The sequence below is a fragment of the Streptomyces africanus genome, assembly GCF_002150735.1.
GTDB lineage: Bacteria > Actinomycetota > Actinomycetes > Streptomycetales > Streptomycetaceae > Streptomyces > Streptomyces africanus.
On sequence record NZ_MUKA01000219.1, the window covers coordinates 25,637 to 32,770 of the forward strand.

General features: G+C 70.7%; 8 protein-coding genes and 1 pseudogene. 4 read left to right on the forward strand and 5 right to left on the reverse strand.

From position 1 onward, the window contains the following. Window positions 1-49: 49 nt before the first annotated feature. A complete protein-coding gene (locus tag CCL05_RS25710; protein ID WP_086562864.1) occupies window positions 50-1,624 on the reverse strand; it encodes a carboxylesterase/lipase family protein in 1,575 nt (524 codons plus the stop codon). Window positions 1,625-1,770: 146 nt separating this feature from the next. Here CCL05_RS25710 and CCL05_RS25715 point away from each other — a divergent pair, with 146 nt between their 5' ends. Further along, a complete protein-coding gene (locus CCL05_RS25715) occupies window positions 1,771-2,364 on the forward strand; it encodes a TetR/AcrR family transcriptional regulator (RefSeq protein ID WP_143589948.1) in 594 nt (197 codons plus the stop codon). Between the two features lie 117 nt (window positions 2,365-2,481). Here the strand turns inward: CCL05_RS25715 and CCL05_RS47690 are convergent, their stop codons facing one another. From CCL05_RS47690 to CCL05_RS25735, 4 genes are all read right to left on the reverse strand, one after another. Further along, on the reverse strand, window positions 2,482-3,048 hold the full coding sequence (locus tag CCL05_RS47690; RefSeq protein ID WP_483025077.1) for a transposase: 567 nt from the start codon (window positions 3,046-3,048) through the stop codon (window positions 2,482-2,484). 124 nt (window positions 3,049-3,172) lie between these two features. Continuing rightward, a complete protein-coding gene (locus tag CCL05_RS25725; protein ID WP_086562866.1) occupies window positions 3,173-3,466 on the reverse strand; it encodes a DUF1330 domain-containing protein in 294 nt (97 codons plus the stop codon). A 33-nt stretch (window positions 3,467-3,499) separates the two neighbouring features. Beyond that, complete coding sequence (locus CCL05_RS25730; RefSeq protein ID WP_086562867.1) at window positions 3,500-4,933, reverse strand: MFS transporter; 1,434 nt, start codon at window positions 4,931-4,933, stop codon at window positions 3,500-3,502. Beyond that, window positions 4,930-5,292, reverse strand: a complete 363-nt coding sequence (locus CCL05_RS25735) for a MarR family transcriptional regulator (protein WP_086562868.1) — start codon at window positions 5,290-5,292, stop codon at window positions 4,930-4,932. The genes CCL05_RS25730 and CCL05_RS25735 overlap by 4 nt, the downstream gene beginning before the upstream one ends. A gap of 559 nt (window positions 5,293-5,851) precedes the next feature. Here CCL05_RS25735 and CCL05_RS25740 point away from each other — a divergent pair. The 3 genes and pseudogenes from CCL05_RS25740 to CCL05_RS25750 form a co-directional block, all read left to right on the forward strand. Continuing rightward, window positions 5,852-6,352 (forward strand): hypothetical protein, encoded by a 501-nt coding sequence (locus CCL05_RS25740; RefSeq protein WP_208641619.1) that lies wholly within the window; start codon window positions 5,852-5,854, stop codon window positions 6,350-6,352. Window positions 6,353-6,617: 265 nt separating this feature from the next. Beyond that, complete coding sequence (locus CCL05_RS25745) at window positions 6,618-6,812, forward strand: hypothetical protein (RefSeq protein ID WP_086562869.1); 195 nt, start codon at window positions 6,618-6,620, stop codon at window positions 6,810-6,812. Beyond that, window positions 6,809-7,134 (forward strand): annotated as a pseudogene (locus tag CCL05_RS25750) (hypothetical protein); the annotation flags it as partial. The gene CCL05_RS25745 and the pseudogene CCL05_RS25750, both read left to right, overlap by 4 nt.

Here is a 7,134-nt window from a genome sequence, read left to right on the forward strand (position 1 = left end):
TCCTCCGGAGGGGGTCGTTCTACGGTCCGCGGGGGGGGGATCACGGGCGTCAGGAGTTGCGCGACCAGAAGGTGCAGCGGTGTTCGGCCGCCGCGTCCACGCCGGAGAGCGTGTTCCGAGCCAGCCGCTGGGTGTGCGGGAAGGGCGGCCAGTCGTCGCCGGGCCTGCCAGTTCTGGCGAACGTCGTCCACGCGGCGATCATGCGTCGGGAGAGGGCGGACTGCCCGTCGTCGAGGCGGAGGTCGCCCATGCCGAACAGGTAGGGCAGCTCCGCGCTGTGGTAGGCGCCCAGCGGGAAGTCGGGGCGGAGGTCGGGTGCGGGTGGGCGGCGGTCGGCGAACTCGTAGCTGTAGACCGGAACATGCCTGGCCAGCAGCCGGTCGGCGGCCAGGGTGGGGCACACCCAGCTGCGGTCGGTGCCGACCTTGGCCCAGGCCAGTGCGGGCGTGGCACCGGGCGGGTACGCGCGGGCGATGCGGGCCGCTTGCCGCCGGCCGTAGGTCTCGGTGAGCAGGCGGCGGTAGTCCGCTGCCGTCATCGGCCCGTCCAGCGTGAACAGGGCGGCAAACAGCCGGTGTTCGTCACGGGTGTTGCCCTGCAGGACGGGCACGCGGTGGACGTTGCCGGCGGCGAGCGCGCGGGCTGGCGAGTGGGGCAGGACACTTGTCCCGTAGGCAGGCTGGTGGAAGCGCCCGTTGAGAGACAACACGTCCTTGGCGGGCTTGGCGCGCAGGCACTTCAGGCTGCGGCAGCCCAGAGCGCCGCGGCCTTTGGCGGCCAGCTTGTCCTGGTGGGCGAAATAGGTGGCGGCGGGGTCGCCGGGCGCGAGCGTGTTCTTGGGCCAGTTCTGCAGGCAGGAGCCGCTTTGGATGACCGCGCGGTGGAAGAGTCCGGCGGCCTTGGGCGAGGTGACCTGGGCGCACACGCTCGCGCCTCCGGAGGACTCGCCCATGAGCGTGACATTGCCGGGATCACCGCCGAACGCGGCAGCGTTGTCCCGTACCCAGCGCAGCGCCGCCTGCTGGTCCTGCAGGCCGAAGGCCCCGGAGTCAGGCAGGTCAGGATGGGCGAAGAAGCCCAGGGCACCCAGGCGCGAGTTGACGGTCACGACCGTGACGTCGCCCTGCCGGGCCATCCGGGTGGCGTCGTACTGATCCCCGGAGCCCGAGCTGAAGGCCCCGCCGTGCAACCAGACCACGACCGGCCGCGGGGCCGCGCGGTCCGCTCCATCAGCGGGCGTGGTGACGTTGAGGTACAGGCAGTCCTCAGCGGAGTCCGCCACCTCGGGCTGCGCGCAGGCCGGTCCGGGCTCGGCAGCCGTCCGCGTGCCGGTCCAGGTGGGTGGCGCGGCCGGGGGTTGCCAGCGCAGCTGGCCGACCGGAGGCGCCGCGTAGGGGATGCCCTGATAGGTAGTGACGCCGTCGGCGGTTAACCCCTCCAGGCGGCCCTGGCGCGTAAGGGCGGTGTCCGACCGGGCGTTGGGGTGCTGACCGTGGGCACGCTGCCTGTCCGGGTGCTGCCCGGCCGTCGCCGGCGAGGTCTGCACCGCATCCGCTGTGCCCATCACCGCCACGAGGAGGGCCGCGCCCAGTGCGGCGCCGGTAGTGGAGCGTCGCTTCGGCATGGTCCAGCCCTCCCCCGCTTGCCGCTGCAGCGTGCAGGCGGCACATCGTTCCAATACGTTCGTATTGTTAAAGCGACATTAGGCTGATTCGGGCAGGAAGGCAACCACGAGGAAGGCAACCACGAGGAAGGCAGGTGCCCGTCGACGTGCCGCGACAGGTAGACCACAAGGCCCGCCGGGACCAGATCGCCGAGGCGCTGCTGGACATCGTCGCCGACCACGGACTGGAAGCGATCTCCGTGCGGGCCGTGGCGGCGCAGGCGGGCGTCTCAGCCGGGCGCATCCAGCACTACTTCGCCAACAAGGACGAACTGCTCGCCTATGCGATCGAGTACCAGGACTGGCTGGTCCAGCAGCGGTGGAACGAGCAGGCATGGCCCGAGGGCGAGCCCACCCCCCGGGAGGCGCTGCGCTGGGTGCTGCTGGAGACGATCCCCAGGGACGACCGGCGCCGCCGCGAGTGGCTCGTCGGCGTCGCGTACCTCATCCGCATGCTTGCGAACCCCAACCTGCGAGCCCTCTACGTCGACGGGCTGCCCCGCCTCTACCGGCTCCTCGCCGACCTCGTCCGCATGGCCCAGGAAGCGGGCGACATCGCGCCGGACCGCGACCCCGATGTGGAAGCGGAACTGCTCTTCGGCCTCGCCGACTCGCAGGGTCCACCCGTCGTCCTGGGCCTGCGTACCCCCGAACAAGCCACCGCTGCCATCGACTATTACCTTGACCATCTGTTCCAGTAACCGCCGACGGCGGGGCATCTGGGAAGACCATGGCGATCCTGCACGAGGTCACTGTCGTGTCGGCCAGCTCCACTGAAGACTGCCATGCGGCTGGCAGCGGCCAGGCCCAGGCCATGCTCACCCACAGCACCGCCCACTAAGGGTTGCGGGCCAGGACGTTGGTGACGGCGCATAGTGGGGGCAGGATTGGTGGCGGGGTCGCGAAGGTGAGCCCTGGCTTCGGTGGAGCCGTGCACAGTGATGGCGCTCCCGAACGGCAGTAGCGCTCGCACAGCAAGCCGGCCCGCCGGATCCGGGTGAGCGCGAGGCCCAGCAGCCGGTCGGCGCGGTCGACCCCCGGCGAGCCGGTCGCGGAAGCCGTACAGGACGCTGTGGTGGAAGCCGGGGTCTTCCAGCTCCAGGCCGAGGGCGCACGTGAAGTCGATGCGGCAGCGCACCCGCCCAGGCGGCCTGACGGTCCGACAGGTCCAGCACGTACTGCAGCACGCAGACCGTGGCGAGCTGGGCGGGGGAGAGCCCGGGGTGGCCATCGCGCGGGTACCAGACGGTGAAGTCCTCGTCGTTCCACAGGCCGTCGAGGCGGTCGCGGATCCACATCGCGGTAGTGCCGTGGAGGTTGCCGGCGCGGGCGACCCGCGCGGTCAGCGGCGGGATCTCCGATCCGGGCTGGGGCTGGAGGGACATATCGGGCTCCCCGGGAACACGGGCATCATGTTCCCGGGGAGCCCGACGCAACGTCAGGATCCTTAACTGCCCGTCCTCAAGATTCCCGACAGAGTCCTTCAGTGAAGATCCGACCGGACCTCGGTCAGTCGATGCCTTCGACGATGCGGAAGTCGCGCTCGACGCCGTCGGAGAGGGCGGCCAGCGCCTCCTGGTAGGCCGCACTCTCGTGCGTCGCGACGGCCTGCTCGAAGCTGTCGAACTCGACCAGGACGGTGCGCTCGGCGATTCCGGCGTCATGCGCCACAACCCGACCGCCACGGACGAGGGTCCGACCGCCCCCGGCCTTGACTGCCGGAGCGGCCAGCTTGTTGTAAGCAGCCAGCTTCTCAGGGTCTGAAATGGTGCGGTAGACGCTGACCCAGTAGCCCTTGGGCATGGAACCTCCAGTGTGGGGATGAGTGCATCTGACTTACGGGTTGGTCTCGGACGAGCGCCGGCGGGCGAGAGCGAGGCTTGTCAGCGTCGTGATCGCCATGGCGCCGATACCGACCAGCGCTCCGGTGGTGTAGGCGCTGTCGTCGGGGAAGAGGTGGCCGGGGGCGGTGCCCGCGGCGAGGATCAGGCCGCCGATGGCGCTGCCCAGGGAGTAACCGACGCTGCGGACGACGTAGTTGAAGCTCATGGCGCTCGACGTCTCGCTCTTGGGAGTGACGGCCAGGATGACGCCGGGCATCGCGGCCGAGAAGCCGCCGACGCCGAAGCCGAGCACGCCCATCGCCGCGAACAGTTCGGCCAGGTCCGACCGGGCCGCCGCGAACAGGGCGAACCCGCAACCGACCACGACGGCGCTGCCGGCCAGGAGCAGGGGGTCGGCGATCCGCGTCCGGACCCGCGGCGTGAGCTTGCCGGCGACGAACCCCAGCACCGAGAACGGGATGAGGACCAGCCCGGCGACGAAGGTCGTCAGCCCGAAGCCGTAGCCGGCGCCGTGCGGCGTCTGCGCGTACCGGGTGATGAGCGTGAGCAGGAGGTACATGCCGATCCCGCCGACGAACATGGCGAGGTTCGCCCCGGCGACCGCCGGGTGCCCCACCGCCCGCACATCGACCAGGGGCGTCGTGCTGCGCAGCTCGATGACGGCCCAGACGCAGAGCAGCACCACCGCGACGACGGCGAGGCCCGCCCCCACGGCGAGGTGCCGGCTCCACAGATTCCGTTCGCCGGCGAGGAGCAGCACCAGGAGCAGCGCAGCGGCCAGGACGACCGCGCCTGCCACGTCCACGTGGGCGGAGCGGCCTTCGGGGGCTTCGGGCATGGAGTGCCACGCGGTCAGGAGGGCGGCGGCGGTGACGACCAGGCCGAGGCCGTAGGCGGCCCGTACCCCGCCGAGCTCGGCGAGCATTGCGGCCAGCGGGTAGCCGACGCCGGCCCCGATGATCGAGACCACCGAGATCAGGGCGATCACGGCCGCGCTGCGCTCCTCGGGGAGGTGGTCCCGGGCCACGCCCATCATCAGCGCCGTCAGCCCGAGCCCGACGCCCTGGGCCGCCCTGCCGGCCAGCAGCCACGCGAACGGCAGCGGCAGCACGGTGAGCGCGCTGCCGACGACCACGACCGCCAGCGTGGCGAGGATCGTGGCCCGCCGGTGCGGGCCGGCTCCGAGCCGGCCCAGGACCGGCGTGGCGACGGCGCCGCTGAGCAGCGCGACGGTCAGCGTCCACTGCGCGCTGCCGAGCGAGACGTGGAACGAGGTCGCCACGCTGGTGATGAGCGGCGTCCCGAGGCTGGCGACCGCCGCCACGACCAGAGCGATGAACATCAGGGCGGGGACCAGCAGCCGCGCCTCGGAACGCGCCACCGGGAACGCCTTCACCGCCTCCCCGCCGACCGGCTGCCCGGTCACTGCTTCGGCCCTTCGCGGTCCTGGCTTTCGAGCTCTGCCAGATGCTTCAGCGCCGGAAGGGCCGCCACCAGCGCCTCGACCTCGTCGTCGGTGAGCTCGCCGATCAACCGCTCGAACGCGTGGACGCCCGCCTGACGCCGCGTCCGGACATAGGAGGCGCCGGCCTCGGTCAGGCACACCAGCGTGACCCGCTTGTCGGACGCGTCGCCCCGCCGCTCGACCAGGCCGGACTCCTCCATCACCCGGACCAGGGCGGTCATCGCGGGCTGGGTGACGCCCTCGACCGCGGCCAGATCGGTGATGCGCCGCGGGCCGGTCCGGTCCAGGGTGGCCAGGGTGGCGGCGGACGTCAGGCTCATGTCCCGGGGCAGGCGTCTCGCGGCCCTGGTGGCCAGGCCGTAGAGGGCTGCCCCGATGGCGGCGGACGCGCCAGGAGCGGTGTCTTGACGACTCATGCTCGAAGCATAACAGTTTTATATTCATAGTTTATGGAAATGGCTCGACTGGCGCGGGGGCGCGCTGGCCGTCACGCCCGCCGCGATGGAAGTGCTCAGGTCTGATCCGGACCTGAGGTTCGAACTTGCCATCGACACTGTTTTGGTGGCGTTGCCCAAGTTCCGTGAGCGTCTGGATGACGGACGTTGGCAGTCGGCCCGTAGCCGACTGTCGACCTGCTTCGTCGGCGCGCTGGTTCTTGGCTTCCCGAACATCTACAGGAGTTGGCTCGCAAGGTGGTCCGGGTCGGCGGCGGAAGAGCCCCTGGACCTTCTCGGGGCAATTCGACCTGCGGGCGCCCGCATGCCCGGCCGCGGTCGAACCGCCCCCTTCGGCGGCCGCCCGGGATCGTTCGAGTCTGTTTCGACTGGAGAGACCGCCTTCTGCAGCCCATGAGGCTGGCGCCGCAGTCTCGGGCTATGGGTGTCATCAACTACCAAGAGTCACGCCCAGTGCGAGCTGGGGCTGGGCGTCTGGAAGGCCCAACGCAACACTCGCAGACTTGACGGGGAAGACGGTGGCCAGGGTCTGCACGTCGCCAAGGACGACGTCCACGGCTTCATGTGCGCGTGGCACTGCATCAACCACTACCTCGGTACCCCGGAAAAGTGGCTCCTGCCCAAGAACGGCGACGTCGTCGAGGCGGTCTGGAACGCCCAGCGCGACAAGGAGTGGAAGAAGACCGACGACGGCGTCTACATGACCGCGCAGGCCAGCAAGTTCCACCAGGACCTCATCGGGCCCGGTGCCAGTGACGCGTACATCGCTCTGACCCGCGTCGCGCTCACCGAGAAGTACGCCGACATGGCCGGTGTTCCGAAGAATCCTCTCGACCTGGCCGGCAAGGCCCTGGCCGCCGGGAGGCGGTGGCCTGCGCGGAACGGCCCGAGGCCTCTGCTTGCCCGCCGGCCCCGCCCGGTCTGAGATCGCGCGGGGGAGTTGAGCCTCAGGGCGACGAGATCTGGTGAGCGGGGCGACGTCCCACCGTACGGGGGGCCAGAGGGTTTTGGTGCGTGGACTGGGCGAGCACGCCCGGGTCGCATACGTTTGCGAATGATCACCCACACGGCCGGGTGAATTGTGTGTTTTTTCCACTCACTCGGGTGGTGCAGGGCTTACCGCTCGTGTGGTCCGTTGCGGCCCGGCAACAGTGCAGGTACGAAGTGGGCTTTCTCTCCGAGGAGTTGCCATGCTGACCGAAGTTCTGTCGCCCGACACGTTGACGCTGGATGCGGAGGTCCTGGAAGACCTGCTGACGCATCCCGAGGCGCCGGTGAGCGCCGCCCCGTCTCCCGGCCCGGAGGCAGGGGTCCCGGTTCTGGTTCTCTCGCTCGCTCTCGCGCCTAAGGAGCCGAAAGAGCCCAAGGAGCCTCGGCGTCGATGATCACTGAGCGGTCGCGGACGGTTCACAGCGCCTCTGTGGAGGTGCTGGCACGGCGGGTCCGTGAAGGGCTTGGCGGTGCGGGCAGTGGGACCCCCGTGGCCGACCATCTGCGGGCGGCCGCCGAAGGGGGCGGTTCGACCGCGGCCGGGCATGCGGGCGCCCGTGACGGGGCGCCCGGCCCGGTGGTCGCGGCAGGCGCCGTGCGCCTGTTGGGCGCCGATGCAGTGGCGGGGTACCTGCTGGCCGGGCGGCCGCTGCCGGCGCCGGAGTCGCAGGCCGTGCGCCTCGCTCTTTCAGCGCTGCCGCCCGGCCAGCAGGTACC

What these genes read in the sequence shown, in the direction of transcription:
- CCL05_RS25735 (WP_086562868.1), bottom strand. Translation starts at nt 5,292, where the DNA reads ATGAGCCTGACGTCCGCCGCCACCCTGGCCACCCTGGACCGGACCGGC.
- CCL05_RS25725 (WP_086562866.1), bottom strand. Translation starts at nt 3,466, where the DNA reads ATGCCCAAGGGCTACTGGGTCAGCGTCTACCGCACCATTTCAGACCCT.
- CCL05_RS25710 (WP_086562864.1), bottom strand. Translation starts at nt 1,624, where the DNA reads ATGCCGAAGCGACGCTCCACTACCGGCGCCGCACTGGGCGCGGCCCTC.
- CCL05_RS47690 (WP_483025077.1), bottom strand. Translation starts at nt 3,048, where the DNA reads ATGTCCCTCCAGCCCCAGCCCGGATCGGAGATCCCGCCGCTGACCGCG.
- CCL05_RS25745 (WP_086562869.1), top strand. Translation starts at nt 6,618, where the DNA reads ATGCTGACCGAAGTTCTGTCGCCCGACACGTTGACGCTGGATGCGGAG.